General features: G+C 60.6%; 31 protein-coding genes. 24 read left to right on the plus strand and 7 right to left on the minus strand.

All coding sequences use genetic code 11. The annotated features are described in order from the left end of the window. Nucleotides 1-17: 17 nt before the first annotated feature. Genes AB4Z43_RS24940 through nusG form a run of 3 tightly spaced genes read left to right on the plus strand, consistent with a single transcriptional unit; the run spans nt 18 to nt 1,748 of the window. Nucleotides 18-479 carry a DUF1376 domain-containing protein gene (locus AB4Z43_RS24940; protein WP_441939260.1) on the plus strand — a complete coding sequence of 154 codons (462 nt, stop codon included), beginning with the start codon at nt 18-20 and terminating at the stop codon, nt 477-479. Beyond that, a complete protein-coding gene (locus AB4Z43_RS24945) occupies nt 472-1,107 on the plus strand; it encodes a hypothetical protein (protein WP_441939262.1) in 636 nt (211 codons plus the stop codon). Before AB4Z43_RS24940 ends, AB4Z43_RS24945 begins: the two co-directional genes overlap by 8 nt. Then, a complete protein-coding gene (gene nusG / locus AB4Z43_RS24950) occupies nt 1,104-1,748 on the plus strand; it encodes a transcription termination/antitermination protein NusG (RefSeq protein WP_441939264.1) in 645 nt (214 codons plus the stop codon). Before AB4Z43_RS24945 ends, nusG begins: the two co-directional genes overlap by 4 nt. A 282-nt stretch (nt 1,749-2,030) precedes the next feature. Here nusG and AB4Z43_RS24955 read toward each other — a convergent pair whose 3' ends face one another. From AB4Z43_RS24955 to AB4Z43_RS24970, 4 genes are all read right to left on the minus strand, one after another. After that, entirely contained in the window at nt 2,031-2,417 is a 387-nt protein-coding gene (locus AB4Z43_RS24955) for a response regulator (RefSeq protein WP_441939266.1), read from the minus strand. A gap of 123 nt (nt 2,418-2,540) precedes the next feature. Beyond that, nucleotides 2,541-2,933 carry a response regulator gene (locus AB4Z43_RS24960; protein WP_441939349.1) on the minus strand — a complete coding sequence of 131 codons (393 nt, stop codon included), beginning with the start codon at nt 2,931-2,933 and terminating at the stop codon, nt 2,541-2,543. Nucleotides 2,934-3,012: 79 nt separating this feature from the next. Further along, a complete protein-coding gene (locus AB4Z43_RS24965) occupies nt 3,013-4,053 on the minus strand; it encodes a sensor histidine kinase (protein ID WP_441939268.1) in 1,041 nt (346 codons plus the stop codon). Nucleotides 4,054-4,601: 548 nt separating this feature from the next. Beyond that, entirely contained in the window at nt 4,602-5,108 is a 507-nt protein-coding gene (locus AB4Z43_RS24970) for a hypothetical protein (protein ID WP_441939270.1), read from the minus strand. A gap of 41 nt (nt 5,109-5,149) precedes the next feature. On the opposite strand from AB4Z43_RS24970, the gene AB4Z43_RS24975 reads away from it, so the two are divergent. From AB4Z43_RS24975 to terL, 3 genes are all read left to right on the plus strand, one after another. Then, the gene (locus AB4Z43_RS24975; protein ID WP_441939272.1) at nt 5,150-5,776 is read left to right on the plus strand and encodes a putative metallopeptidase; all 627 of its coding nucleotides are present in this window, start codon (nt 5,150-5,152) and stop codon (nt 5,774-5,776) included. Between the two features lie 285 nt (nt 5,777-6,061). Next, nucleotides 6,062-6,526, plus strand: a complete 465-nt coding sequence (locus AB4Z43_RS24980; protein WP_441939274.1) for a DUF2280 domain-containing protein — start codon at nt 6,062-6,064, stop codon at nt 6,524-6,526. 247 nt (nt 6,527-6,773) lie between these two features. Beyond that, entirely contained in the window at nt 6,774-7,901 is a 1,128-nt protein-coding gene (terL, locus tag AB4Z43_RS24985) for a phage terminase large subunit (protein WP_441939351.1), read from the plus strand. Here the strand turns inward: terL and AB4Z43_RS24990 are convergent. Then, nucleotides 7,898-8,377, minus strand: a complete 480-nt coding sequence (locus AB4Z43_RS24990) for a pyridoxamine 5'-phosphate oxidase family protein (protein WP_441939276.1) — start codon at nt 8,375-8,377, stop codon at nt 7,898-7,900. The genes terL and AB4Z43_RS24990 overlap by 4 nt on opposite strands. Before the next feature lie 62 nt (nt 8,378-8,439). Here AB4Z43_RS24990 and AB4Z43_RS24995 point away from each other — a divergent pair, with 62 nt between their 5' ends. Next, on the plus strand, nt 8,440-9,801 hold the full coding sequence (locus tag AB4Z43_RS24995) for a DUF1073 domain-containing protein (RefSeq protein WP_441939278.1): 1,362 nt from the start codon (nt 8,440-8,442) through the stop codon (nt 9,799-9,801). Here the strand turns inward: AB4Z43_RS24995 and AB4Z43_RS25000 are convergent. Further along, nucleotides 9,798-10,568: a putative phage abortive infection protein gene (locus AB4Z43_RS25000; protein ID WP_441939280.1), complete on the minus strand. Its 771-nt coding sequence runs from the start codon at nt 10,566-10,568 to the stop codon at nt 9,798-9,800. The two genes, AB4Z43_RS24995 and AB4Z43_RS25000, sit on opposite strands and share 4 nt — an antisense overlap. 42 nt (nt 10,569-10,610) lie before the next feature. Between AB4Z43_RS25000 and AB4Z43_RS25005 the strand changes: the two genes are divergently transcribed. From AB4Z43_RS25005 to AB4Z43_RS25030, 6 genes are read left to right on the plus strand one after another with little or no spacing between them, the layout of a single operon-like run. Further along, complete coding sequence (locus tag AB4Z43_RS25005) at nt 10,611-11,759, plus strand: DUF2213 domain-containing protein (protein ID WP_441939281.1); 1,149 nt, start codon at nt 10,611-10,613, stop codon at nt 11,757-11,759. 2 nt (nt 11,760-11,761) lie between these two features. Then, on the plus strand, nt 11,762-12,199 hold the full coding sequence (locus tag AB4Z43_RS25010) for a structural cement protein Gp24 (RefSeq protein WP_441939283.1): 438 nt from the start codon (nt 11,762-11,764) through the stop codon (nt 12,197-12,199). A 14-nt stretch (nt 12,200-12,213) separates the two neighbouring features. Beyond that, nucleotides 12,214-13,167 carry a DUF2184 domain-containing protein gene (locus tag AB4Z43_RS25015; protein ID WP_038645876.1) on the plus strand — a complete coding sequence of 318 codons (954 nt, stop codon included), beginning with the start codon at nt 12,214-12,216 and terminating at the stop codon, nt 13,165-13,167. Between the two features lie 10 nt (nt 13,168-13,177). Next, the gene (locus AB4Z43_RS25020; protein WP_441939285.1) at nt 13,178-13,513 is read left to right on the plus strand and encodes a hypothetical protein; all 336 of its coding nucleotides are present in this window, start codon (nt 13,178-13,180) and stop codon (nt 13,511-13,513) included. Nucleotides 13,514-13,518: 5 nt separating this feature from the next. Next, nucleotides 13,519-14,004 (plus strand): DnaT-like ssDNA-binding protein, encoded by a 486-nt coding sequence (locus AB4Z43_RS25025; protein ID WP_441939287.1) that lies wholly within the window; start codon nt 13,519-13,521, stop codon nt 14,002-14,004. Then, complete coding sequence (locus AB4Z43_RS25030) at nt 14,004-14,384, plus strand: hypothetical protein (RefSeq protein ID WP_441939289.1); 381 nt, start codon at nt 14,004-14,006, stop codon at nt 14,382-14,384. The genes AB4Z43_RS25025 and AB4Z43_RS25030 overlap by 1 nt, the downstream gene beginning before the upstream one ends. Here AB4Z43_RS25030 and AB4Z43_RS25035 read toward each other — a convergent pair. Further along, on the minus strand, nt 14,381-15,157 hold the full coding sequence (locus AB4Z43_RS25035) for a hypothetical protein (RefSeq protein WP_441939291.1): 777 nt from the start codon (nt 15,155-15,157) through the stop codon (nt 14,381-14,383). The two genes, AB4Z43_RS25030 and AB4Z43_RS25035, sit on opposite strands and share 4 nt — an antisense overlap. Nucleotides 15,158-15,182: 25 nt before the next feature. Between AB4Z43_RS25035 and AB4Z43_RS25040 the strand changes: the two genes are divergently transcribed. From AB4Z43_RS25040 to AB4Z43_RS25090, 11 genes are read left to right on the plus strand one after another with little or no spacing between them, the layout of a single operon-like run. Beyond that, a complete protein-coding gene (locus AB4Z43_RS25040) occupies nt 15,183-15,422 on the plus strand; it encodes a hypothetical protein (RefSeq protein WP_441939293.1) in 240 nt (79 codons plus the stop codon). Then, nucleotides 15,422-16,462, plus strand: coding sequence for a head morphogenesis protein (locus AB4Z43_RS25045; RefSeq protein WP_441939295.1), 1,041 nt, complete (start codon nt 15,422-15,424; stop codon nt 16,460-16,462). The genes AB4Z43_RS25040 and AB4Z43_RS25045 overlap by 1 nt, the downstream gene beginning before the upstream one ends. After that, the gene (locus AB4Z43_RS25050; protein ID WP_441939296.1) at nt 16,462-16,914 is read left to right on the plus strand and encodes an HK97 gp10 family phage protein; all 453 of its coding nucleotides are present in this window, start codon (nt 16,462-16,464) and stop codon (nt 16,912-16,914) included. The genes AB4Z43_RS25045 and AB4Z43_RS25050 overlap by 1 nt, the downstream gene beginning before the upstream one ends. Nucleotide 16,915: 1 nt before the next feature. Beyond that, nucleotides 16,916-17,329, plus strand: a complete 414-nt coding sequence (locus AB4Z43_RS25055) for a DUF4128 domain-containing protein (protein ID WP_441939298.1) — start codon at nt 16,916-16,918, stop codon at nt 17,327-17,329. Between the two features lie 52 nt (nt 17,330-17,381). Further along, a complete protein-coding gene (locus tag AB4Z43_RS25060) occupies nt 17,382-18,116 on the plus strand; it encodes a hypothetical protein (protein ID WP_441939300.1) in 735 nt (244 codons plus the stop codon). Between the two features lie 12 nt (nt 18,117-18,128). Next, nucleotides 18,129-18,317 carry a hypothetical protein gene (locus tag AB4Z43_RS25065; protein WP_441939302.1) on the plus strand — a complete coding sequence of 63 codons (189 nt, stop codon included), beginning with the start codon at nt 18,129-18,131 and terminating at the stop codon, nt 18,315-18,317. After that, nucleotides 18,314-18,661 carry a hypothetical protein gene (locus AB4Z43_RS25070; protein WP_441939304.1) on the plus strand — a complete coding sequence of 116 codons (348 nt, stop codon included), beginning with the start codon at nt 18,314-18,316 and terminating at the stop codon, nt 18,659-18,661. The genes AB4Z43_RS25065 and AB4Z43_RS25070 overlap by 4 nt, the downstream gene beginning before the upstream one ends. A 38-nt stretch (nt 18,662-18,699) precedes the next feature. After that, nucleotides 18,700-18,897, plus strand: coding sequence for a hypothetical protein (locus tag AB4Z43_RS25075; protein WP_441939306.1), 198 nt, complete (start codon nt 18,700-18,702; stop codon nt 18,895-18,897). Between the two features lie 9 nt (nt 18,898-18,906). After that, nucleotides 18,907-21,996 (plus strand): phage tail length tape measure family protein, encoded by a 3,090-nt coding sequence (locus AB4Z43_RS25080; protein WP_441939308.1) that lies wholly within the window; start codon nt 18,907-18,909, stop codon nt 21,994-21,996. Between the two features lie 3 nt (nt 21,997-21,999). After that, nucleotides 22,000-22,755: a hypothetical protein gene (locus AB4Z43_RS25085; RefSeq protein WP_441939310.1), complete on the plus strand. Its 756-nt coding sequence runs from the start codon at nt 22,000-22,002 to the stop codon at nt 22,753-22,755. Nucleotides 22,756-22,758: 3 nt separating this feature from the next. Continuing rightward, a complete protein-coding gene (locus AB4Z43_RS25090; RefSeq protein WP_441939311.1) occupies nt 22,759-23,391 on the plus strand; it encodes a hypothetical protein in 633 nt (210 codons plus the stop codon).

The raw sequence follows: 23,391 nt of genomic DNA on the forward strand, positions 1-23,391 counted from the left end.
AAAGGCGCCTCCCATACATGCCGCTCTGGGTCGACGACTACCAGCGCGACACCCGCCACCTCACCACGGAGGAACATGGCGCCTATCTGCTCCTACTCATGGCAGCCTGGGCATCACCGACCAATTCCTTGCCCGACGACGATGACATGCTGGCGCGCGTCGCGGGCGTTTCTCTCGCCCGCTGGCGGAAGATGAAAGCCATTGTCATGGCCTTCTGGAGCCTCGACGGCCGGAGCAAAAGATGGGCTCAAAAACGCCTCAAGAAAGAGAGGCGATTGGCGGTCGATAGAAAGACGAAAGCGAGCAATGCCGCCGCAAGCCGTTGGAAAGACAAGAAAAAGGGTGATGCTCAAGCGATGCTCGGGCAATGCCATCCTTCCATAACCATCAAAGAAAAACCTAACGGTTTTTCAGAGCGCGCAGGCGCGCCGAAAAAATCCCGCAAACAGAAAATCGAGGAGGCTTTCGCCGATGCATGACCTCGTGGCCAAAGATGATTTCGACAAGCTGCCGGAAAAGTACCGGGACCGTGCCAGGGCGATCAGAGCCCGCGTTGCCGAGATCGACGGGCTGATGGTCCCGTGCCAGCCGCAGGACGTTCGCGCGTCGGTGGTCCGCATGGCCGGACAGTTCCGCGATCAGCCGGACATCGACCACGCCGACATGGCAGGGGAATTCCTCGCCGCATGCCGCGACCTGCCGGCATGGGCAGTCTGCGAAGCAGCCAGCGACTTTCTTGCCGGCCGTGTCGACAATCACACCGGCCAGTTCATGCCGACATGCGCCGAGTTCGCCAAGCGGGCGAGGGCGATCATGATGCCGTTCCTGTCCGAGCGGGCCGCGCTGCGCACTGAAGCCTCGAAACTGATCGAGCGCGCAACCGATGATCACAAGCGCCATCTGGTCGAGATGGAAAGGCAGGATCCTGGAGTGCGCAGCCGGGTAGCCGCCTTGGCCGAAGCCGTCACCGCCGGCGCGGCGAAGCGTCAGGGCTTGCCGCGCCTCGGGCTGAACGAAGCCGAGCAGAAGCGCATCGACGCGCTCAAGCGGCCCCGACAGGAAATCTCGAAACTTGAGCAAACCAAAATCGTGAAAGGTCGGTCATGAGCAATTCGGCAAAATGGTTCATCGCCAGGATCGGCATCGGCGGCGCGAAGTCGGCCAAGGATCGGATTGGAACGCCGGAGGAGAGGAAGGGTGAAATCGTTGCCGAACGGTCGATCCGCGACGCCGGCTTCGAGTGCTACTATCCCCGCATGCGCAAAGAGATCATCCATCACCGGACGAACGTGCGCATTGTGCGCTGCTTCCCTCTATTCACCGGCTACATCTTCGTTGCCCTGCCGTCCGCGAACGGCGAGCACCTCAAAGACTGCGACGGGCTCGGCCGGCTGCTCAGCTATGACGGGGAGTTCGGCAAGCCTTGGCAGGTTCCGACAGGCGCGGTCGAGAGCTACATGCGCGCCGAAGCCGATCTCGAGTTCGATGACACTAAGGAATCGAGGATCAAGCGGAAGCTCGAAGGCAAGACCAGGCGCGAGACGATCGCTATGACGTTCCCCGAGGGCCAAGCCATCCGCGTCAAACAGGACTGGCAACACAAGCACATGCTCGCCGGTTTCCACGGCGAGGTGGTCAGCGTCACAGGTCGCGGCACCGTCAAGAGCATGATTGAACTGTTCGGGCGCCTGGTAGCGGCTGAATTCGATGCCGACGATATCGAGCCCTATCCGTCCCGTGCGGCCTGAGCTTCGGCGGCAGGGGTGGCTGGCGCGTACCGCGTTAAATCCTGGTCGACCCTTCGTCGGCTCTCCAAGGTGAAAGCATTGTACGGCTTTGCGCCTCAACATGGACGTGGTGGCCAATTCTGCGGTTGCCGAAAAGCAGACATCTGAGACGGCCCCTGGAGGTCCCTGCCGCTCTACGAACAGCTCGGCCGACAGGGACGGTTGGGTCGTCGGCGGCAGCGCGGGTTCGCTCAATGTAATGCAACGGTCAGAGCGCAACGTGATCAAGCGCAGGCAGGCATATCAGGTGTGGTCGGAATGCTGTTGATTCAGCAGGGTCGACAGGGCCGTGATGATCTGAGGCAGGAAAAAGGGCTTGGTAATCATGACGCTTTCCGGAACACCCTCGGCGCCCCAGTGAATGGCGCTATCGCCACTCATGTAGATCACGGGTATTGTCGGGTTGGCCTGGCGCAGATGCCGTGCGACTTCCCAGCCGGATTTCCCCGCCCCTAAGCGTATGTCGGTGACGAGGCCCTTGAACTTGCCCGGCTCGGCGTCGAAGGCCGCCAGGGCCTGGGCAGCATTGTGAGCCGCCACGACTTCGAAGCCGGCTTCTTCCAGGGCCGACTCGACGTCAAGCAGGATCAATTGCTCATCCTCCACGACCAGAACCGCGCCATTGCTCATCTCGAGAATCCCCTCGGCAGTCCCCCACTACGGTTTCGACCGCAATTTAGTTCCATCTAACAAATTCAACTGGATGTGAGGCCGGACTTAAAGCCTTAAAAGAATGCGACAGACGATCCGCGCCTAAAGCTTCCCACGCGTTTCAATCGGCGACAGCATCCGGCGCATCTGTTCGACGATCGTTCTGTCGCTATAGGGCTTGGGAAAAAAGTGACTTCCTGCGGGAAGCCGGCTCTGTTCGATGATCGACCGGCCGGAAGCGACGATCAGCTTGACCGGCGGCCATCGGTTTCGGATGTAATGGGCCAATTTGATCCCGTCCATCGTCCCGGGCATGCCGACGTCGGTGAACACCAGAACGATGTCCGTTCGTGCCTCCAGCAGCCGAATTGCCTCCTCGGCATTGCTGGCCTCGAGCGCCTCGTAGCCGGCATGGACGACGAGGTCGGCGGCTCCCATCCTGATGACGGCGTTGTCTTCGACGATCAAAATGACGGCCTTGCGGTTTGCCGTCATGTCTCCGGCGTGCGCGGAATCAAGTTTTGCATTGGGCAATAGTTGCCCCGCGTCAGCGGATTTTGGGGTGGTCATCTGGCTATGCTGCCGCCGGCACGTTGTCGATGACGTCGGCAAGGTGCCTAACAGATACGAGAGTTCCGGGATCTGCGTCGGTCACGCTGATGTCACTTTGCAAGTTCCTGGCAAGCGCCTCTACGATACCGGTGCCAAGCCCGGCCTTTGTGTCACTGTCGCCCATGCCGATCCCGTCATCGCTAACTGACAGGGTCCAATCCTGCCCCTGCGAACGGTAATCGACTGAGATCTTGCCGGACCGCTCCTGCGGAAACGCATGCTTCAGCGCGTTGATCACCAGTTCGGTGACGATCAGCCCCAAACTGATCGAAATGTCCGACTTCACGACGCTGTCGTCGACGGAAACGACGATTGAAAGCCGGTCCCTGTCGGAGATCATCGACGCGCCAAGGCTTTCACTCAATTGCGTAAAATAGGTCCGCAGCGAGACATTCTCCACGCCGGACTGGGCGAGGTGCCGCTGCACGGCCGCGATCGACATCACCCTGTTGTGGGCGTCGTGCAGATGGCCGCGGGCCTCCTCGGACTGCACCCTTCGCGCGCTCTGCATCAGCACGCTGGCTATGATCTGCAAGCTGTTGGCGACCCGGTGCTGCACTTCCTGCATCAGGATTGCCTTGTCGCGAATGAGATCGTCCTTTTGACGGGCCTCGGCGCGAGCATCCGTGACGTCGGCTACGGCCAGCAGCAGGCGAATTCGATCGGGATCGCCGTCTTCGAGCACACGCGCGTTCACGACCAACTGGCGGGTCTTCTGGCCCGCCCGCTTCAGGTCGATCTCATAGGCCTCGATCTTGGCGCTGCCGGCGGCGGTTGCCTTGAGCAATGAGTTCAGCTTCGGCATGTCCCATTCGCCGGTGCCGATTTCCGAGAGCAATTTGCCTGAGACCGTTGCGGGATCGATCTGAAAGGTCCGGCAAAACGAGGCACTGACAACAATGATCCTCAGATCATCGGTCAGAAACAGAAGCGGCTCGTTCGACGAAACGACCACTGCGAGCGTGCTCGCGGCTTCCAGATGGGATGCTGAAACGGATGCCATGGAATTGGCCCTCAAGGGCCGAAAGCTCGCGAAGCGAGCCATCACTCGGCATCAAAGCCGGCCCGAATTCATGCCCGGCCGGAAAACATGGTACACCTTATCACATTGTGGGTCGCTGGCTATGCAATTTAACTCTGCCTCACATAGGAAAGCGATATGACGACAAGACGGTCAGTCCCGGAGGCCCAGAAGCGGCAGACAGCTTTTGACCCCGAAGCTGCCAGACCGCAATGCGCCTCTGGCGTCATTCAGGCAGCAACTGCCGGTCCGGTTTCGGCCCCAAACAGCCCCGTATCGTCTGGTGCATCGCGTCGGCAGTTGGCGCAAACCGCCATACTCCCGTTGAACTGCTCTATCCGACCTTGGGGCGATTTTCCGTAGGCTCGGCTTTGGAACGCATCAAGAACATCCCTTGCATTCTGGCGCACAGGTGATCTATCATCCGTGCTCAGGTGATTTGGCTGTTCTGTAGCGGACCTCCGTCGGAGGGGATACTCGCCGGGCCATAGGGGAGAGCGTCACCGCTCCCCGCCCAAAGTGCAAATTTGTCAGCTTGTCGGATCTGTATAAAGAGCTTCGTCCCAAACTGGCGTCTCTGTCCCGTCCGCCTTATTTAAAGTCTGGATTTTCGCAATCTTGGAATTGTCTATTGGCGGTTCTGGATTGCCGCCCATGTCCGAGATCAACTTGAAAACCTCCTGGGGGCTGTTGCTGACAAGCTGGACCGCATTTCCGATCTGGACAGCTGAGTTGGCTTTGCCTTCCTTTAAAGCTTGCTGGTTCACCGATGATAGCGGCACTGGGCCGCTCGCCTTTGCGCCGTCAAACCAAACGGGCTTGCCACCTGGTTGGTTTAAACTCGTAAAAGTTTTGATCTCAGCGCGAACTGCATCGGCGATAGTTTGAGGCATATCCATATAAAATGGCACTACCAGGCCGTCGACGCGTGAATTCCCATGTTCCTTAAGAACTGGAATCACGGACTGTCTCACTCGGACAATTAGCTCCGCTTTTACTTCGACGGCCACGCCGTCAAACCGTGTAAGTTTGATCATTGTATTGCCTCCCGTGGGTCGAAATCATAAGTAAATCACCAATGGCGTTCGTCCACAAGCAGCGTCCGCTTCCTCCTGCCGAATTACTTGAAGCAAACGAGATCAAATTCTTGGCAGCCGGGGAACTGGTCCAATGGGCACTCGCCACCTTCATTGTTGAAGAGGCTTCACTCCGAAACGATGACCACAGCCACCTTAACCAGGCAAACATCGGAGCACTTTGGACAAACGTCCCGAACGGCAGGTCAGGGCGATCGATCATCGGCCAGGCTGAGCGAGGATTGCCGCCGGCGGGAAAATGGCTTCGGGCTCGTATCGAGCGTCAGATCCTCGACTGGTTCGGCGACGTCCCGGATTTCATCCTGACGTTTGATGCTCACTACGCCAGCCAGTGCAGTGATGCCGAGTTCTGCGCCCTGGTCGAGCATGAGCTTTACCACTGCGGGCAAGAGCGCGACATGTTCGGTCAGCCGAAGTTCCGTAGGAGCGGGTTGCCGGCCTTCACCATTCGCGGTCACGACGTGGAAGAGTTCGTTGGAGTTGTCAGGCGATATGGTGCTGATGCTGCCGGCGTTCGTGCATTAATCGATGCGGCCAACAAAGGGCCGGAGGTCGCTAATGTCCATATCGCTCAAGCCTGCGGCACCTGCCGCCTGCGTGTGGCCTGATACCTCTCGGCAAGTCGCTTTGAAAGTGACACGATCGTATTTGATGCACTCTGAAAGCTGTCCGGGCTGACGCGATAGATAGTCCCTGATTGGGCACTCGCCCTTTCGACCGTCTCTTCGCCAAGGGCAGTTGCGAGGTTGATAATAGCCTCTTCAAGCTTTTCTCTTTGCGAAAGCTCCCGGTTCTCTGTGGTTCCCTTAAAGACGCCATATCGAGCTATGGCTTGTACGAATTGGGCAGGCAATGAGCTTCTCCTTGTGATTTGACAGGGCTTTGACACACCCATGACCAAAGCGAAACTGTCGGATGAGGTGAAGACCTATATCGTTCAAGCGCTGGCCTGTTTCGACAGCCCGTCGGTCGTTGCAAAAGCGGTCAAGGCAGAATTCGCTCAGGAAGTGAGCCGGCAACTTGTCGAAAGTCATGACCCGAACAAGAAGGCGGCAAGTGGCCTGGCACCTAAGTGGCGGTCGCTGTTCGAGGAAACCCGCAAGACGTTCCTTGAAGACACGGCCGCCATCGCCATCAGTCATCGCGCCGTCCGTCTCCGCGCTCTCCAACGCATGGCCGACAAGGCCGAGACAATGGGCAACATGAGCCTGGCCGCGCAGCTTCACAGGCAGGCGGCCGAGGAAGTCGGCAACGCCTACACGAACCGCCGAGAGTTGACGGGAAAGGACGGGAAGGAGTTGCCGGTTCCAGTTTCACCGGTCACCATCTTCCAGTTGCCCGACAATGGCAGGAGTTGAGAAAGGGCAGGGCGGCCCAACTATCGTTCGTCCACAGGCCGGGCCACAGACAACCTTCCTGGCCAGCTCGGCGGATATCGCGATCTACGGTGGCGCAGCTGGTGGCGGAAAGACATGGGCGCTGCTCATGGAGCCGCTTCGGCACGTGGCCAATCCTGGGTTTGGCGCGGTCTTCTTCCGTCGCAACCTCACTTAGGTCAGGAACGAAGGCGGCCTGTGGGATGAAAGCGAAAAGCTCTATCCTGGCCTGAATGCGCAGCCACGATCGGCGCCCGACTTAAGCTGGACCTTCCCAGCCGGCGCCACCGTCTCGTTCGCGCATCTCGAGCACGAAAAGACGATCTACAACTGGCAGGGCGCACAGATCCCGCTGATCTGCTTCGACGAGCTGACGCATTTCTCGGCCAAGCAGTTCTGGTACATGCTGAGCCGCAATCGCTCCATGTGTGGCGTGCGGCCCTACGTTCGAGCGACCTGCAACCCTGATGCTGATAGCTGGGTGGCCGAGTTCATCTCCTGGTGGATCGACCAGGATACGGGATTCGCAATACCCGAGCGCGCCGGCGTCATCCGCTGGTTCATTCGCATCGGGGACACGATCATTTGGGCAAGCAGCAGAGAGGAGCTTGCTCGCCACGTCAATCCGATTGACGGCGAGCCGATCCCGCCGAAGTCTGTGACGTTCATCCCTGCCAAGCTCAGCGACAACGCTTTGCTGATGGCAGCGGACCCCGGCTACCTCGCCAACCTGATGGCGCAGCCGACGGTAGAGCGGGAGCGCCTTCTCGGCGGCAACTGGAAAATCCGCCCGGCTGCTGGCCTGCTGTTCCAGCGTGGCTGGTGCGAAGTCGTAGACGCAGTGCCCGCTGGCGTCACATGGATGCGCGGCTGGGACTTGGCCTCGACACCGAAGGTCGAAGGCAACGATCCTGACGGCACGGCTGGGACGAAGATCGGAAAGCTACCCGATGGCCGCTACATCGTCGGACATCACGTCAAGGACTTCCTCTCGCCTGCCGGCGTCGAGCGCCTGATCAAGAACACGGCCGAAGCCGACGGCGCGAATGCGAAAATCTCGCTTCCACAAGATCCCGGGCAGGCGGGTAAGTCGCAGGTGACGAACCTGGTAAAACTGCTCATCGGCTTCGATGCCAGGGCAACGCCAGAATCCGGCGATAAGATCACGCGGTTCAGCCCGTTCTCTGCGCAGGCTGAAGCGGGCAATGTTTTGGTCCTGCGAGCGCCGTGGAATGAAGCATGGTTCTCAGCGCTCGAAGGGTTTCCCGAAGCCGCGCACGATGACGATGCTGACAGCACAAGCAGGGCATTCAACGCCCTGATCGATGCCAGCACCTACACCTTGGCGAATATCTAGTTCAGGCTAACCGTCGCTACGCTGTCCTTGTAGTCTTCTTTCGGATCGCCCAGCCCAAGAAACATCTTGGCGCCGGCCACGATGCTCGAGGCGTCTTTCCAGATTTCAGCTTCGCCAGGATCAAATCGCAGGAGGCAGAGCTTTGGATCATCCTTGCCGCCTTCGAACCAAGCGGCCACGAAACGGTTCCAAAGCCGATCGATAAGCGCGCGGTCGTTGTCGACCTGCAGTGTCCCTTGGACTGTCGCGAACAGATCATGGCCTTTCGATGCATATACCAAAGTTGCGTCGGTCGGGGCGGCAGCGCCCGATGCCAACGCGGTGTCTGACGCCGTAAAGAAGTAGATCGTTCGACGATCGCCATCAAATTGAGCTGTCATGGGCTTCGGGTGCAACTTACGTGTCCCAATCATCGCGGTCATGTCAGACCTGATCGAGTCCCAGAACTCGTCGGCAAATTCTTCATCATTCGGCATGGGGCTCTCCTTTGCCGTGCCAACGTCAGGCCAAGTAAATCGTTCCGGGGATCGAGGTTGGAATGGCGAATGTCATTGCGCTGGTTCGCGACAGTTTGACCAACCTCGTATCCCGCATGGGAACGGGCCGGGACAAGGCGGCGTCGAGCTTTTACGCCTTCACGCCTCTTTCGGACCCCGAACTGCTGGCGGCCTATCGCACGGCATGGTTGCCTAGGAAGATCGTCGACATTCCGGCCTTTGACGCCGTTCGTTCCTGGCGCGACTGGCAGGCCGAGGGAGACAGCATCGAGCCGATCGAGGCGGAGGAGAAGCGGCTCAACGTTCGCGGCAAGGTTTTCGAGGCCAAGGTCAAGGCAAGGCTATGGGGCGGGGCTGCCATTCATATCGGCACCGGCGACGCGGATTTGGCAGCGCTACTTGAGATTGAGCGTGTCGGCAAGGGCGGGGTCAAATACCTCACCGTTCTGTCGCGCCGCCAGCTGACCGCCGGAGAGATCGACCGCGACCCGGCATCTGAATTCTACGGCCAGCCGAAATTCTTCACGCTGACGGCCGGCACCGCGCAGGTGCAGATCCACCCGTCGCGCCTCGTCATCTTCCAGGGCAACACCCAGCCAGACGTTGACTTGGTCGAGGGCCAGTCGTCTTGGGGCGATAGCGTGCTCCAGTCGGTGATGGATGCGATCAAGCAGGCCGACGGCACCGCGGCGAACATCGCCAGCTTGGTGTTCGAGGCCAAGGTCGACATCATCAAGGTGCCGAACTTCATGGCGAGTCTGGCGAGCGAGGACTACAAGGCCAAGATCCTGGAGCGGTACACCTTGGCCAACACTGCCAAGGGCATCAACGGGACGCTGCTCCTCGACAAGGAAGAGGAATACGAGCAGAAGTCTGCTTCGTTCGCCACGCTGCCCGATGTCCTTGATCGGTTCCTGCAGATCGTCTCCGGCGCCGCCGATATCCCGGCAACGCGCCTTCTTGGCCAAGCCCCTGCTGGCATGAACGCGACGGGCGAATCCGATCTTCGCAACTATTACGACCGCCTCAGCGCCATGCAGGAAGTCGAGATGACGCCGGCGATGCATCGCTTGGATGAGGCGCTGATCCGCTCCGCTCTCGGCTCCCGTCCTTCCGACGTCTATTATGAGTGGGCGCCGCTCTGGGGCATGTCGGAGAAGGAAAAGGCCGACGTTTTCAAGACCAAGGCCGACGCTGGCCGAACTCTTGCCGGCGGCAACGGTCAATCGCCACTGATCCCGATCGATGCGCTTTCTGAAGCGCTGATCAACGCGTTCGTCGAAGATGGTTCGCTCCCTGGGCTCGAGGCCGCGATCGAGGAGTTCGGCACATTGGCCGAGCAGGAGCCGAGCGAGGAGGATATCGTGGCCGCGGCTGCTGCCAATCAGAATGCAGCAGCCTAGTCTGCTCTGGGCGCGAAGGCCTCCGGTGGGTAGCACCTTTCGACGTGGCTACGAATTGGACCTGCGGTCATATACTTCAACATGCGAAATCGGCCCAGGTAGGTCGCCAAATCCTTGGATTCGCGGGTTAGACCATTAAGAGCCAGTAGTTCTATTTCCGGGCTTCCCAACTGTCCGCGAAGCAGGTTGCTGTACGCCACTTTCTCGTCGGCGGACAGCACGGTTTCAGAGTCTATTCGCTTGAGAAGGGTGTAGATCAGACGGAAATAGGGGCCGAGGCCAGCTTCTGACCGCTTGTGTACGTTGCTGCTGTAAATATTACCGATTTCGATGGCGGAAAAATCGCGGTCCACAGGCTTCTTGGCCAGCAGGTAGTATCTCGCGTCTGAGGCTGCGCCCTGCAGTGCCTGGGCTCCCTCCATCGTGATTGGCTTTTCATAGCTTGACGGAGTGTATCTAAGCTCCGATCTGACATCTCGCAAAAGTGCGAGAAGCTTGAAAAAAGTCTCGTCAAAACGCTGGCGATGCTGATCACGTTGGGCGTCATTGATCTGGCGCTGCTGTATCCAAAGTGTGATCAGAACGGCTGAGAAAGCGAACGCGGAGAACAGCGCGTTCAGAGCTCCGAAGCTATCTCCCCATTGACCTCGGCTTGGTAGATCAGGAACCGCATCGAAGAGCATCGGCAACGCCCAAAACTGAGCTGCCCACAGGCCCCATGCGACCACCAACACAACGGTGATCGCCGCAATTATCCATCTGCTCATATTGCCCTCCGCTCCTGGGTTTCTGACAGAGGCTTTGAAGCAATGCAATTCACCGACGCTGTAACTGTCGCGGGAACGCGCCAGACCGCCGACGGCTACCTCGTAGCGACGGCAAGGGCTGTCCGCACAGGCATCCAGCTTTACGCGGGGCACGAGGTCGGCAAGCCGGGTCAGGACGTAGTGCGGGTCTATCGCGCGGCCGACCAGGTGTTCGCGCCCGACAGCCTGCAGTCATTCTCCCACGCCCCGATCACGGTCGATCACCCCGACGAAGAGGTGACGGCCGAGAATTGGAAAGCCCTGTCCGTTGGCGAGGTCTCGACCGCCGCCAAACAGGACGGCCAATGGGTCATGCTGCCGCTAGTCCTCAAGGATGCGGCCGCCATCAAGTCCGTCATCGATGGCAAACGCGAGCTTTCCGCCGGCTACACCTGCGATCTGGATTTCACGCCCGGCGTAACCGCCGATGGCGAGGCCTACGACGCGCAGCAGCGCGGCATCAAGATCAACCACCTGGCGCTCGTCGATCGAGCTCGGGCCGGTTCAAAAGCTCGCATCGGCGACGATGTGGGACCGTGGGGCGCCGCCCCGATTTCAACCACTGACAAGGAGACCATCACCATGAGTGATGCACTTCGCACTGTGGTCGTGGACGGACTGTCGGTGACCACCACCGATCAGGGCGCCCAGGCCATCACCAAGCTGCTCAAGGATCTCGAATCCTCGGCGGCAAAGCTGGTCGATGCCGAGACGAAGCATCAGGCCGCGCTTGCTGCCAAGGATGCCGACCTCGCCAAGGCCCATGCCGAACGCGACGCCGCCAACGCCAAGGTGCTTTCGGATGCCGACCTCGACAAGCGTGTCGCGGCCCGCGCCGACCTGATCACCAAGGCCAAGGCAATCGCCAAGGACATCAAGACCGACGGGCTCAGCGACGGCGCTATCCGCAAGGCCGCAGTCACCGCCGTTTTGGGCGACGCGGCAGTGAAGGACAAGGCCGACGCCTACATCGACGCGCGCTTCGACATCTTGGTTGAGGACGCAGCGAAGAAGATTGGCGGCGCCGATCCGTTCCGTCAGGTCGTTCAATCCGGCCTGCAGAGCAATGACGCGGCCGGCAACGTCACCACAGCGCACCAGGCCATGACCGATCATCTCGCGTCGGCTTGGCAGAACAAGAAGGAGGCCTAGTCATGCCGGCAATCCAGATCAACTATAGCGCACAGCATGCGCGTTGGATCGAGGGCATGGTCCTCGACATGGAGCCGTCCGTCATCGTCTCGCGCCTTTGCGAGGACGCGGAAGGGATCGGCTTCGGCAAGGTCGCTGTTCAGGGCACGGCCGACAACCAGGTCGTTGACAGCGAAGCCACCGTCAAGTTCTGCGGCATCGCCGTGCTCGACGAAACCCAGCCGACTGGCAAGTACGAGCAGTATGCCACGGCTGCGATCATGAAGAAGGGCGTCATCGTCGTCCAGGCTTCGGTCGCGGTCGCCGTCGGCGATCCCGTCTACTACGTCCCGGCAACCGGCGTTCTCACGAACTCCGCTTCCGGCAACACCCTCATCGCCAACGCTCAGTGGGATACCAGCACCGCCGGTGCCGGCCTCGCTGCGCTGCGCCTCGGCTAACAGGAGCGGCCACAATGAACGCACACATCATGCAGGACGCTCAGCAAGTCGCGATGAGCTTTCTTATCCGTCAGGCCTCGCTCATCGAGCCGACGGTTTACGCGATCCGGTATCAGGACATCCAGTATCCGTCCCTGATCCCGGTCGACACTTCGGCGCCCGAGTGGATCCAGTCCGTCACCTATTTCTCGATGGATTCGGTCGGCCAGGCGCAGTGGTTCAACGGCAATGCGCACGACGTGCCCAAGGTCGAGCTGACCCGCGAGAAGTTCGAGACCACCGTTTCCATGGCGGCGATCGGCTACGGTTACAATCTCGAGGAGCTCGGCACCGCCCAGCTGCTCGGGATGAACCTCAGCAACGACAAAGCGAGTTCGGCCCGTCGCGTCGCCGAGGAGAAGATCGACCAGGTCGCCTTCATCGGCGATGCCGGCAAGGGCTTCTCGGGTCTCGTCAATGCATCGACCCCGACTGCAACCACGGCTCCGGCCGACGGTACCGGTTCGGCGACGACATTCGTGTCGAAGACGCCGGATCAGATCCTGCGCGACATCAACGGCCAGCTGACCGGCATCTTCACCGGGACGCTGGGCGCGGAGATCGCGGATACTCTGCTTCTGCCGTATTCGGTGCTGCTCGACCTGTCTACGCGCCGCATCGATGCGGTCAACCAGACCACGATCCTGGAATGGATCGAGCGCAACAACATCTACACCCGCACCACGGGTCAGCCGCTCACTATCCGCGGGGTGTTCGGCTACCTCGATACGGCCGGCGCCGGCGGTACCAAGCGCATGGTCGCCTATCGGCGTAGCCCGGAAGTGCTGAAAATGCACATGCCGATGCCGTTCCGGTTCCTGCCGGCGTGGCAGACAGGCCCGATCAAGTTCGACGTGCCCGGCATCTTCCGCCTGGGTGGCGTCGATATCCGCCGGCCGAAGGCCGTTCGCTACCTCGACGGCATCTAAGGAGGCGACCATGAAAGTCACCAACAACCAGGCAGGCCCGCGCGGCCTGAACACCCAGGATGGACCGGTTCTCGTCGAGCCGGGTCAGTCCGCCGAGGTCGAACTGTCGGACGCGGAACTGAAGGTTGCCAAGGCGACCGGCTGGTTCGGCTTCGAGGGAGGGGGTAAGGCCGACAGGCCCCACGAGCCTGGCGATGCAAAGACGGCGCCCGAAGTCCTCGCTCTGGCCGACGGCAACTTCATGGCGTTCAAGTCGGCGGCTTCCAAGCTGCTCGGCGATAAGACACCTGAGAAGAAGGCCGAGATCGTCGCGGCTCTCGAAGATCTGGCAACGAAGCCGGAGTAACGACCATGGCCGGCTACGGATCGGATAGCGCCCTCAAGGCGTATTGGGACGCGGCCGGCTACACCTATGCGGCGGATGCCCCGATTGCTGCACTGAGGCAGCGGGGCAGCGCCTACATCGATGGGACTTATGGTCTCAGGTTTACGGGCCAGCCCACCGGCGGCATCGTGCAAGAGCGGGAATGGCCCCGTACCGGCGCGACTGCTTATGGTTCGGCCCTTGCATCTGACCTGGTACCCACGAGGGTTGAGCTGGCCAGCTATGAGGCCGCCTATATCGAATTGAAGAAGCCTGGGTCACTATCGATCAGCTTCGATCCGGCGAAGAAGGTAAAACGCCAGAAGGTTGAGGGCATCGAACGCGAGTTCTTCGAACCGGGATTCACCGGCAATATCTTCGCGCCTGACGCGCCAGTGTCGACCATCATCGAGGGTCTTCTGGCGCCGCTGATCGGGCCTGTCCATGGCTTGCCGGCGATCTTGGTGGTGTGATGGCGGGCTTCTACGATGACATGGCCGAGATGGTCACCGAACTGCTGCAGCCAGACGCCGACGGCGGGCTAGGGCAGGGCGTTGTGCAGTTGAAGCGCGAAACGCCCGGCGCCGTCGATCCTGACCAGCCATGGGTGCCGGATGAGCCGACCGTGCAGATCTGGCCGCTCAATGCCGCGGTGAAGCGCATGCACCAGCGCTACGAAAACGGCGTCTTGATCGTCGAGACTGGCGACATGGTGACGTTCGACGTGCCCGCCGTTGTACCGCTATTGACCGATCTTCTCGTCATCCACGGCACCGACCGCACAATCACAAATCTGACGCCTATTCCGGCAGCGGGTTCAACGGTGGCGTGGAAGGCGTTCTGCGCTACCTAACTTCCGCCCAAGAGCAATAGAACAGCGCTCAATGCGCGCTCAGCTGCTATCCCGAGCGCGGCACCTGCAAAGTTTGAGGATAGCCAACGCAATGCTCTCACGAGAACAGCCTCAATAGCTGACATCGTCACTGTCTGTGCCGTTAATAATAGGATGCCGGCATCTAATTCGAATTTTATCCGATCCCGATCGGCTGGCCCGATGGTATTGTCGCCTATCAGTGCTTCACTTGCGCCGGCTATCGAGCCAATGGCTTCCTGGTAGCTGGCTTTATTATGATCGATTTGAACGATCCGGTCGGAAGCCGGGATTTCCTCGATTTCTACAGGGTTGTTCCGTTGGCGGGTGAGGTACCGCCGCAGGTCGCGAAACATCGGCTCGAACAAGTGCTCCGTCATTTCGTGGAGCGTGTCGTTGATATTGTTTGAGCGGCTGTAGAAAAAATTGTGAGCGAATTGCCAAGCAGTATCCTCTTTGTCAGTGAATGACTGAAGAAGATTGAGCTGGGCGCCGAGCGATTGCTCCAAGTCCTGTGGCCAATTCATGCGACCGGAGCCTACCATACCCTGCGGGGCTACTAACACGTCAGCCTCTACTTTCCCGATTGGGAAGAGTGAGCGAAGCCATCGGACTCTTGTCGATGTCGCCTCCGGGGCTCGATCAAACATCTGCATGACGCGCTTGGCCAGAGCGGCAAAGTCTTGATAGCGCGCCCTAAGAAGCCGCTCTGTAAGATCGTCGTACTCGTCCAAGAAGTCTTGGAATTCGTCCATTGATCCCCCCTACGATGAATACCCCATGCGCATTTCAGCAGATAATGACGACGCTGGCTATGTGTCTGCAGAGCGCCGCCGTGGCGTCCGCATCTACCTTGATGGCATCGACTTGAAAGATGTCATCACGGCAGATGAAGAGGACGGTTATATTCTGCGGGCCCTGCGTGATGATCTCCAGCTCTTGGTGTTCGAGAACGGACAGTTAGTCACTGAAGAGATGCGTGGCAAAGTGAAGATCATTGCCCCACAGAGAATTCAGTAATGCTCGTCAGGCTCACGGCTCGTCAGCGCCTTGAAATTCTTGTATCCCAGTTCGAACCAGCCGTTCGCAACGCGTTTATCCAGGCGATCGACGATATAACCTCGAACATAGTTCTGCGCCGAATCGTCGAGCGGCTGGAGCGCGGCGACATAAACGGCGCGGTCAATGCCATGAACCTCGACCCGGCAGCCTTCCGGCCACTGGATGAGGCGATCAGAGCAGCGTTCAACGGCGGTGGTGTTGCCGCTGTCGGCGCCATGCCGACGCTACACGATCCATTGGGCCATCGCGTCGTGGTTCGCTGGGATGCACGCAATCTGGCAGCAGAGCAATGGCTACAGACGCATTCTAGCCAGCTGATCATTGGTATCGTTCAGGACCAGCAGTCGGCGATCAGGACTGCACTGGAGACAGGGCTGGCACGCGGGGACAATCCGATGAGGACCGCGACGGCTGTTGTCGGCAAGGTCAGCGCCGTCACTGGTAGGCGTGAAGGCGGGTTGATCGGGCTCACCACAGCGCAAAGCGAATACATTGCCCGAGCCCGCCAAGAGCTGCTTACTGGCGAGCCCGACCAGTGGAAGGCCTATCTGAACCGGCAGCGTCGCGACAAACGTTTCGATCGCACGATCACAGCCGCGATCCGAGATGGTAAACCAATCCCTACCGCGTTGGTCGACAGGATCACCGGGCGGTATGCGGACAACCTTTTGAAACTGAGGGCCGACACGATCGGCCTGCACGAGACTTTCGCAGCCCTCGGCGCGTCGAAAGACATCGCCTTCCGTCAGCAGATGGAGAAGGGCAACCTTCAGACCCAGCACGTCACGAAGGGCTGGAAACACACCCCGCAAGAACACGGCAGGATGCAGCATATAGCCATGCAGGGCCAGGTCGTGCCGTTCGATCAGTCGTTTACCGCACCTGACGGGACGGCCATTCCTTACCCGCATGCGCCAGGCGTTCCGACCAGGCACACGCTCGGGTGCAAGTGCTTCGCCGAATACAAGATCGATTTCGTCGCCCAGTTGGTGCGATAATGGCGCAGTCCTTCGCCGCGACGGTCGGCGACTGGTGCCTGAAGGTGCCGGTCGCCGTCGAGATTGTGTTTAAGGAATCGGCACAAGAGCTTGTTTCCCAACTCGACCAGCTGCTAGCCGATGAGGTCTACGCCAAGCCGCAGGCGCCCGGATACAAGCGAACCGGCTTCCTCCGCGCCTCGTTGATGGCGTCGACCTCGGCAATGCCAACGCTGTCGCGGGACAATCCAGGCGTAGCAGTGCCGCCCGACCTTGGTGACGTCATCCTGGTGATCAATGGCGCCGATCTCGGCGACACGCTCTACCTCGGCTACACGGCCAACTATGCGGCATTCGTGCACTACGGGGCCAACGGCACGACGCCGCGGCCTTGGGTGACGATGGTGGCGCAGCGCTGGGTCATGATCGTCGAGGCCAAGGCGGCCGAAGTGAAGACGCGACTGGGGCTCTGAAATGCCATCCATTGAGACCCAGATCTGGCTAGCCTTGAAGGCGAGGGTCGCCGCGTTGACCCTATCACCGGCCTTGCCCGTCGCATGGCCGAATGAGGATTTCATCAAGCCGATCACCGGCTATCTCCGTGTCACTCACGTACCCAACGTCAATCGCCGGCTCTTCATCGGCTCAACCGAACCCCACCAGCGCATCGGGCTTCTGCAGGTCGACGTGTTCAGCAAGAAAAACCAGGACGCGTCCGTCGCGGCCGAGATTGTCGGGCAGGTCGTGGCCTGGTTCCCGACCGATCTCCGGATGATCTACGGCACCGTCGCCGTTCGCGTCACCAAGGCACCTGACGTCGCCCAAGCCATCGCCGACGACACGCATTGGCTGGTGCCGACGAGCGTCGAATACGAGTGCTTCGCATAGCCGCTTCGCCCTTCGGCAAGGCCACTCCCCAAAAACCCGAAAGGAGGCAGCAATGCCTATCAAAGTGTCCCCTGTGGCGGGCAGCCGCTTCTATATAGGTTCGGCTCCGGTCGACGTCCCCGATACCGACGTGACCGAAGCCGATTTCTCGGCGGTGACTTGGATCGAGGTCGGCCAGTACGAGACCATGGGCAATTCTGGTGACTCCGCCCAAGGCAACACGGTCAATTTGCTGAACCGTCGCCGCACCTACAACTGGAAGGGGTCGCGCCAGGCCCCGCAGCGCTCCGACAACTTTGCCCTGAACACGAGCGACCCCGGCCAGCTTGCCATGATCGCGGCCGAGGCGACTGACTTCAACTATCCGTTCAAGGTCGAACTCAACGGCGCTCCGATCCCGAAGTCCGCCACCGCGACCATCACCATCGCGTCACCTGGCGTCGTGACGTGGACCGGCCACAACCTTGCGGCCAACACCGCAGTCAAGTTCTCCACCACTGGCGCGCTGCCTACCGGTCTGACCGCCGGCGCGACGTACTACGTGAAGACGGTTCTTGACGCCGACACCTTCACCCTTTCCGCCACGAAGGGCGGCCCCGTGATCGCCACGACTGGAACCCAATCTGGAACCCACACCGCCACTACCATTCCGTCAGGTCCGCAGCGCCTGTTCATGGGCCAAGTGTTGGCGGCGGAGGAAGGCATGGGCGGCGCCAACAACGCCCAGATGCTGAACTGCACGGTGCTGCCCAACACGAACTATGCCCGAGCCGCCGCGCTGGGCTGATAGGAGGCTGAGATGAAAGTGTTCAATCGCGGGGCCGACGCCCACAAGCTGTCGCACAAGGGCGAGGAGTATCTTCTCGCGCCCGGCAATCACGTGGAACTGGAACTGACACACGCGGAAGCGAAGGCCATGCCGTCGCCTTTCGAAGCCACGGGTACGCCGATCAAGGCACCTAAGGCCGAACCGGAGAAAAAGGCATGAACAAGCCAGCATTGGGCGCCGGGAACGTCGATATTGATCTCGACGGCGAGACTGTTGTGCTGCGTCCGTCATTGATGGCGGCACAGGCCATTTCACGTCAGAGCGGCGGCATATCCAGCGCGGTCCGAGCCGTCGGCAACTTCGATTTCGACGTGATCGTTTCTGTCGTCACGCTTGGCCTTGGCGCGACCGGCCAGGAAGCGAAGGCCATCCCTGAAAAGGTGTGGCGCACCGGCCTGACCGATCTCATTGGGCCCGTTTCGACCTACCTCACGATCATTGCCAATGGCGGCCGACCGATGTCGGGAGGAGAGGAAGCGGCGGACCCTCAGAGGAAAGAATAAGCCTCGCCGAGTTCTATGACGATCTCGCCGAGAAAGCCTTGGGCTGGCTTGGCTGGACCGAAGAACAGACCCTTCGGGCCGACGTGAACGCAATTCTAGCCGGCCTTAATGGGCGAGGGGACATGATCGATTCGATCATATGCGCCGTGTTTGGCGAGCCCGAAAAGCCGGCGATCGAGGTGACCACTCAGCCGATGAGTGAGCATTATTTCGATGCCATGTTTGCGGTGGAATGAGGTGGCGAAGTGACTGTTGCTTCTCTCGGCTTCGCCGTAGATTCGTCTCAGGCCGTCGCGGCGAAGACGAACCTCGACAACATGTCGGCGGCTTCGGCCAAGGCCGAGGCTGCGCAGAAGCGTCTGTCGTCGACCTCGTCGGCGTCCAACGCGGCGCTCACCAAGATCGCCGCCGGCGTCGAGCAGGCAAACGCCACGCTCGTCAAGCTGGCCAGCATCGCCGAGGGCAGCAATGCCTCGCTGGTCAAGCTCGTCGCCACTGCGGAAAAGACCAACACGACGCTGGCGACTATCGGCACCGGCTCGACGCAGGTTGTGTCCGGCATCGGTAAGGTGGCGCCGGCGGCGGACAAGTCGACCAAAGCCCTCAATGACAACGCCAATGCAGCGCGGCTGACTTCGAACCAGATGCTCAATCTTTCGCGCCAAGGCAACGACGTCATCACGATGTTCGCCTTGGGTGCATCCCCGGTGCAGATCTTCGCCTCCCAGATTGGCCAAGTCTACGACGCGTTGGAAAGCGGTCCGCGCGGCCTTCGCGGATCGCTGTCGGCCATCGGCGCTACGGCTAAATCGGCTGGGCAGGCGCTCCTCGCATTCATGGTGACGCCGGCTGGTCTTGCCGCTGGTGCCGGCGTGGCGGCTGTTGCTGGCCTTGCCACCTACATCATCTCGACGCGCAAGGAAGTGAAGAGCCTCGACGATCTGTTGAAGGATCACGCCTCCGTCTTGCGCGGTATCGGCGACATCTATGGGTCGATTGCCGATAAGGCTAAGAGCGCCTTCTCCGTCTCGAACCTGAACGGTTTGCAGTTGCTGTCTTCTTCGACGCAGGCCGGGCTGAAAATTCAGATCGCGAACCAGACCCAAAGCGCGATGTCGGACCTCGGCCGGTTCGTCAATCCCGGCAAGAGCGCGGGCGGGTTTTTCAGCACTGCTGGGGAGTTCAAGCCCTTCTCCGATGCGATCGACTATCTGCGGAAAACAGCTCGCGAGGGAACGCCCGACATCATCGGCTTCCGCAAGATAGTCGAGGACAAATGGGCGCTTGATCCGAACAATGCAGCGTTGACGGCTTCGGCCGGAAAACTGATCGATCTGACCAAGGACGCGGATGCCGCAGCACGCGCGTTGAAGCAGTTGGAGATCGCCCAAGAGGCTCTGGCGAAAAGTGTCGGCCCCGGCGGCCTGCCATTGCGTCGTGGTGCTCTCAGCACCGAAGACATGGGTGCCTATGAGCGGTACAAGGCGGCCGGCTCTGTGTCGGCCGATCGCGCACAACAGGCATTCGATGCTCAGCGTCAGGGCCTCTATGCCCGTTCGCCAGCGGAACTGGCGGCCGCTGCGCGAGCTCAGGCCGGCGCACAGTACAACGACAACGAGAACCCGGCCGAGCGCGCCCGGCGTATCGACATGGCCGGCCAGCAAGCCGCGCTTGCCGCGCAGCACGCATTGGATGAAGCGCAGAAGGATCGGAAGCGGTCGCTCGACCAGACGCTTGCCTCGCAGCAACTCGACCTTGACCTGATCGGCAAAACGACCGGCGCCGCTGAGGCGATGCGGATGCAGTTCCAGTTGACGCAGCAGCTTCGTGAGGAAGCGGCGCGCAACAATGTCCCCGTCGATCAACAAGAACTCGAGCTGATCAAACAGAAGGCCGATGCCTACGGCAAGATGGCCGACCAGATTGCGCGTGCTCAATTGGGAAATGATCTGGCGTTCGAGCGCTCGCAGCAATTCCTGTCTGCCGGCGAGCAGCAGATCGCCTCCCGCCTTCGCAACACCGGCATCGGCATGGACTCGCCGGAAGCGCAGCAGATGCGCGACATGGCCAAATTCGCTGACGCCAAGGGGCTGGCGGTCGGGTTCCTGACCGACTTCAAGTCGGAATTGCTGCGCAACGGCGGCGATGTCGGCAAGGCGCTCGGCACGTCGATCCTTAATGCGCTGACCAAGTCGATGGATGATCAGTTGGGCAAGATCTTCGACACCATGGCGACCTGGTTGGCATCAGCGATCACTGGACAGCGGCCGGGTGTGGGCGGCGCCGCCTTCGGAACCGCCGGCGGCTTCGCTGACATGATTTTCGGCTCCGCTTCGAACGACAACTATGCGCCTGGCGCGGTGACGCGCGCTCCGCTGGCAGCGGTCGGTGGCAATATGGCGGCTTACGCGGCCGCCATTCGATCGATCGAGAGCGCAGGCAGCGGCGGCTATTCGGCGCTCGGCCCGGTTCTGAAGAACGGCAACCAGGCTCTTGGCGCCTACCAGGTGATGAAGAGCAACCTGCCGTCATGGTCCCAGGATGCGCTAGGCAAGACTTTGTCGCCAAGCCAGTTCCTTGCCGACCCGGCCGCACAAGATGCGATTTTCGAAAAGCAGTTCGGAAAGTATCTGACAAAATACGGCAACCCGCAGGATGCAGCATCCGCCTGGTTCACTGGCGGGCCGCTATCTACCGGCGCCAAGGCCAAGGACGTGCTTGGCACTTCCGGCTCTGTCTACGTCGACAAGTTCAACGCTGCCGTTGCCAAGGCTTCCGACAGCCTTGGCGGTCTCGACCAGACGGTAACAAACACAGTGCAGAGCCTGGCGGGCAGCATTGGAGGGCAGGGCGGTCTTGCCTCGATCCTGGATGGACTGAAGCCGGGGAATTTCCAGGCGAACACCACGCTCTCGGACATCCTTGGGTATTCCGGGGTCGGCACATCCGCTGGCGGTTCGTCAGGCGGCGGTTTCCTTGGTGCGATCCTCGGCTTCCTTCCCAAACTGTTCGGTTTCGCCGACGGTACGGAAAGCGCCCCTTCTGGCTGGGCTTGGGTCGGTGAGCGCGGCCCGGAACTGCGTAAGCTGCGCGCCGGCGACGTCATCCGCAACAATCCGCGGTCGATGCAAATGGCGGCCCAAAACAACAACGGTTCGCCACCTGTGACCCCGAAAATAGACCTTCATGTCCACGTCACCGGCGCCAGCGGCGACGATCACATCCGCACGCTGTCCAGGCAGGGCGCGCAAGAGGCGATCAGCGAGTATCACCAGGGCCAGATCAACGGCGGCTTCGGCGAAACACAGCGGCGCTACACGTCGCAGAAGGGTTAAGCGATGGGGCGCTACACCGATCTCCCCACGCTCGACGTCGACTTCCTGAAGCCTACGAAGATGTCATTCGACACCAAGGGTGGCGGTTTGGAAGGCGGCCGCAATGGTCTCGGGGAATCTGTCTCGATCGAGACCAGCGGCGGCGGGGTTCTGGTCGGCTCCTATGAGGGCTGCGTCGTCAAAGATCGAGAGCAGCACGAATACATCAACTGGATCGCCGCGCGCATGAATAGCTCTGTCCGGTTCATGAACGTGCCGATCATGTCCGACTGGATCGGGCCTTTCCCACTTGATGCGAGAGGTATTCCGCAGCCTGTCATATCAGGCATCCCGCATTCCGACGGAGCGTTGTTTTCTGATGGCGCCGGGTACAGCCAGACGACGGTGATCGCCAATATGGATGCCGCCGCGCTCAATGCCGGAAAGATCACGCTTCGGATCTATGGCGCCGCCCGCAAACTGCGCTGGTCTGACTGGTTTTCGATCTACCATCCAAACAAGGGTTGGCGCGCCTACCGAAATTGGGATCACACTGACCCTGTCCCGGCCTTTGAGACCATCGACGGCGTGGCGCGTGCCGGCCAGCGCTACACGCTGTCGCTTGACCGTCCGTTGCGCGAGGCGGTGATCCAGGGAACCCGGGTCGAATTCGCGCGGCCGCGCAGCGTCATGAAATTCCCGGCCAATTTCTCGCTGGCATGGGAAGCTGAAGGCTGGTGGCAGTCGTCTCCGACATTGCAATTCGTCGAGGGTTTCTGAAACATGGCCTGGCAGGATCTTGTCGGCTCCTACAGCCTCCAATATGTGCCGCAATCCGTTCTCGACCGCATGGCGTCGAGCCATATGCTCGGCATCTTCTTTCGGCTCGATACGGACCCCGGCCTGCACATCTGGGCCGGCGTCAACGACATCCCGGCCGGCTTCGACAGCCTCGACGATAACGGCACGGTCTATCTCGGCGGCGGCCGGCTGCTCAACATCCCGATGCTCGAGGTGCTGGTCAACGGGCAGAGCTCGAGTGTCGAATTCGGCATCTCCGGCATCGATCCGGATACCGCCTCCAAGGTCCTCGACACCATGCCGGATGTTCGCGGCAAGGATCTGAAGATCGGCATCACCACTCTCGACGATTACTACCAGCCGACGAGCCCGATCATCGCGCTATGGACGGGTACGGCATCGCATCCGACGGAATCGAGCCCGGCAGTGTCCGGCTCTGAAAACCCCACGACGACGATCACCCTGGCCACGGTGTCGGGCAACAACACCAGGTCGCGGGCGTCGCTGGTGCTGTGGTCGGGGCCACACCAAAAGGCGATGTATCCGACCGACAAGTTCTGCGACGGCACGGCGCGCCTGGCGCGCGGCGTCGCACCGGCCTGGCCGAATTACTGA

Source organism: Mesorhizobium sp. 2RAF45 (assembly GCF_052115225.1).
GTDB classification, from domain to species: Bacteria; Pseudomonadota; Alphaproteobacteria; order Rhizobiales; family Rhizobiaceae; genus Mesorhizobium; species Mesorhizobium jarvisii.

Excerpts from the sequence above, each read along its gene's own strand:
- AB4Z43_RS24940 (WP_441939260.1), top strand. The coding sequence starts at position 18 with ATGCCGCTCTGGGTCGACGACTACCAGCGCGACACCCGCCACCTCACC.
- AB4Z43_RS24945 (WP_441939262.1), top strand. The coding sequence starts at position 472 with ATGCATGACCTCGTGGCCAAAGATGATTTCGACAAGCTGCCGGAAAAG.
- nusG (WP_441939264.1), top strand. The coding sequence starts at position 1,104 with ATGAGCAATTCGGCAAAATGGTTCATCGCCAGGATCGGCATCGGCGGC.
- AB4Z43_RS24955 (WP_441939266.1), bottom strand. The coding sequence starts at position 2,417 with ATGAGCAATGGCGCGGTTCTGGTCGTGGAGGATGAGCAATTGATCCTG.
- AB4Z43_RS24960 (WP_441939349.1), bottom strand. The coding sequence starts at position 2,933 with ATGACGGCAAACCGCAAGGCCGTCATTTTGATCGTCGAAGACAACGCC.
- AB4Z43_RS24965 (WP_441939268.1), bottom strand. The coding sequence starts at position 4,053 with ATGGCATCCGTTTCAGCATCCCATCTGGAAGCCGCGAGCACGCTCGCA.
- AB4Z43_RS24970 (WP_441939270.1), bottom strand. The coding sequence starts at position 5,108 with ATGATCAAACTTACACGGTTTGACGGCGTGGCCGTCGAAGTAAAAGCG.
- AB4Z43_RS24975 (WP_441939272.1), top strand. The coding sequence starts at position 5,150 with ATGGCGTTCGTCCACAAGCAGCGTCCGCTTCCTCCTGCCGAATTACTT.
- AB4Z43_RS24980 (WP_441939274.1), top strand. The coding sequence starts at position 6,062 with ATGACCAAAGCGAAACTGTCGGATGAGGTGAAGACCTATATCGTTCAA.
- AB4Z43_RS24990 (WP_441939276.1), bottom strand. The coding sequence starts at position 8,377 with ATGCCGAATGATGAAGAATTTGCCGACGAGTTCTGGGACTCGATCAGG.
- AB4Z43_RS24995 (WP_441939278.1), top strand. The coding sequence starts at position 8,440 with ATGGCGAATGTCATTGCGCTGGTTCGCGACAGTTTGACCAACCTCGTA.
- AB4Z43_RS25000 (WP_441939280.1), bottom strand. The coding sequence starts at position 10,568 with ATGAGCAGATGGATAATTGCGGCGATCACCGTTGTGTTGGTGGTCGCA.
- AB4Z43_RS25005 (WP_441939281.1), top strand. The coding sequence starts at position 10,611 with ATGCAATTCACCGACGCTGTAACTGTCGCGGGAACGCGCCAGACCGCC.
- AB4Z43_RS25010 (WP_441939283.1), top strand. The coding sequence starts at position 11,762 with ATGCCGGCAATCCAGATCAACTATAGCGCACAGCATGCGCGTTGGATC.
- AB4Z43_RS25015 (WP_038645876.1), top strand. The coding sequence starts at position 12,214 with ATGAACGCACACATCATGCAGGACGCTCAGCAAGTCGCGATGAGCTTT.
- AB4Z43_RS25020 (WP_441939285.1), top strand. The coding sequence starts at position 13,178 with ATGAAAGTCACCAACAACCAGGCAGGCCCGCGCGGCCTGAACACCCAG.
- AB4Z43_RS25025 (WP_441939287.1), top strand. The coding sequence starts at position 13,519 with ATGGCCGGCTACGGATCGGATAGCGCCCTCAAGGCGTATTGGGACGCG.
- AB4Z43_RS25030 (WP_441939289.1), top strand. The coding sequence starts at position 14,004 with ATGGCGGGCTTCTACGATGACATGGCCGAGATGGTCACCGAACTGCTG.
- AB4Z43_RS25035 (WP_441939291.1), bottom strand. The coding sequence starts at position 15,157 with ATGGACGAATTCCAAGACTTCTTGGACGAGTACGACGATCTTACAGAG.
- AB4Z43_RS25040 (WP_441939293.1), top strand. The coding sequence starts at position 15,183 with ATGCGCATTTCAGCAGATAATGACGACGCTGGCTATGTGTCTGCAGAG.
- AB4Z43_RS25045 (WP_441939295.1), top strand. The coding sequence starts at position 15,422 with ATGCTCGTCAGGCTCACGGCTCGTCAGCGCCTTGAAATTCTTGTATCC.
- AB4Z43_RS25050 (WP_441939296.1), top strand. The coding sequence starts at position 16,462 with ATGGCGCAGTCCTTCGCCGCGACGGTCGGCGACTGGTGCCTGAAGGTG.
- AB4Z43_RS25055 (WP_441939298.1), top strand. The coding sequence starts at position 16,916 with ATGCCATCCATTGAGACCCAGATCTGGCTAGCCTTGAAGGCGAGGGTC.
- AB4Z43_RS25060 (WP_441939300.1), top strand. The coding sequence starts at position 17,382 with ATGCCTATCAAAGTGTCCCCTGTGGCGGGCAGCCGCTTCTATATAGGT.
- AB4Z43_RS25065 (WP_441939302.1), top strand. The coding sequence starts at position 18,129 with ATGAAAGTGTTCAATCGCGGGGCCGACGCCCACAAGCTGTCGCACAAG.
- AB4Z43_RS25070 (WP_441939304.1), top strand. The coding sequence starts at position 18,314 with ATGAACAAGCCAGCATTGGGCGCCGGGAACGTCGATATTGATCTCGAC.
- AB4Z43_RS25085 (WP_441939310.1), top strand. The coding sequence starts at position 22,000 with ATGGGGCGCTACACCGATCTCCCCACGCTCGACGTCGACTTCCTGAAG.
- AB4Z43_RS25090 (WP_441939311.1), top strand. The coding sequence starts at position 22,759 with ATGGCCTGGCAGGATCTTGTCGGCTCCTACAGCCTCCAATATGTGCCG.